The 1,102-nt window shown below is 36.7% G+C and carries 1 protein-coding gene; it reads right to left on the bottom strand.

What is annotated here, in order from left to right:
• Positions 1-169 precede the first annotated feature (169 nt).
• Entirely contained in the window at positions 170-880 is a 711-nt protein-coding gene (locus ACHBHN_RS11315; RefSeq protein ID WP_105111194.1) for a GntR family transcriptional regulator, read from the bottom strand.
• Positions 881-1,102: the final 222 nt, after the last annotated feature.

Raw genomic sequence — 1,102 nt, 5'->3', positions numbered from 1 at the left:
ACTTTTTTTCTACACTCAAAAAGGCTCCATAATCTCTACAGTGGATTTACCCACTACAGAAATTATAGAGCCGAAAAATTGGGTAGAGCAGTCTATCCAATTTTTTTGTATAGGTTGAAGCATCAGAGTAGACAAAAACACCATGGTTTTCCATGGTGTTTGTCGATTTTTAGCGCTTATTGGCAGAAATTTCGATCTTATAGTATTTCCAGTGTTTATAAGTCTCTACATATTCAATTACTTCATTGCTGCCACTCTTATGTGTAGTGCGGATTTGAAGAATGCTTGGTTCTTTTGCCTGAAGCTTCAACTGTTCCTTGACATCCTTAGGTGAAGGGAAAACAATTTCATTGGTTTCCACATAAGGTTCCTCAGACATGTGGATATTGAAGTCTAGCTTAAATCGTTGATAGAGCGATTGGAAATGCGAGAGATCTGCTTGAGGCTGTTGAATATATCGAGCAGGGATGTAAGACTGGTGGTAAATATAAGGTTGACCATCTGTTGTACGCACGCGAGAAATCTTGTAATAGAAGTCATTGCTATCCAATTGAAGCTTTTCAAGAATATGAGCTTCATTTCCTTTTTCACAACCCAGCACTGTGACAGTGTCGTTGCCGATAGGGAAAATCTCGATATCAGAAAACTCAACAAGCTTTCCTTTGCGAGAACGAGAAACGAAGGTTCCTTTACCCTGTTGGCGAACGAGGTAGCCGTCCTTAACCAATTCATTGACTGCACGGATAACAGTGATAGAACTTACGTTAAATAGCTTGGTTAACTCAGCTTCGGTGTAAAACTTATCGCCATTCTCAAATTTTCCTGAAATAATTTGCTGACGAAGATCGTTTTGAACTAATTGATACTTAGGTACTTTCATAGTAGGTTTCCTTTCTTTTTCCTAATACTTCCCTTTAACTTTCATTATACTAAATATCTTTAAAATTGAAAACTGGAAATGCTCAAAATTGCTCAAAAATGCACAAATTTCTTTCAAAAATAGGCTTTGAAAAAAATTTAAAAAATTTCCCGCGTTGTAAAATGAAATGCAACAAAAAAGACATGTTCGTCTGATATACTAGAATTCCCCAACTCAGTATAG

Source organism: Streptococcus sp. A22 (assembly GCF_043674215.1).
In the GTDB taxonomy this organism is placed as follows: Bacteria; Bacillota; Bacilli; order Lactobacillales; family Streptococcaceae; genus Streptococcus; species Streptococcus suis_V.
The sequence above is the reverse complement of the archived record's forward strand: the minus strand, read 5'-3'. Positions and strand labels throughout refer to the sequence as shown.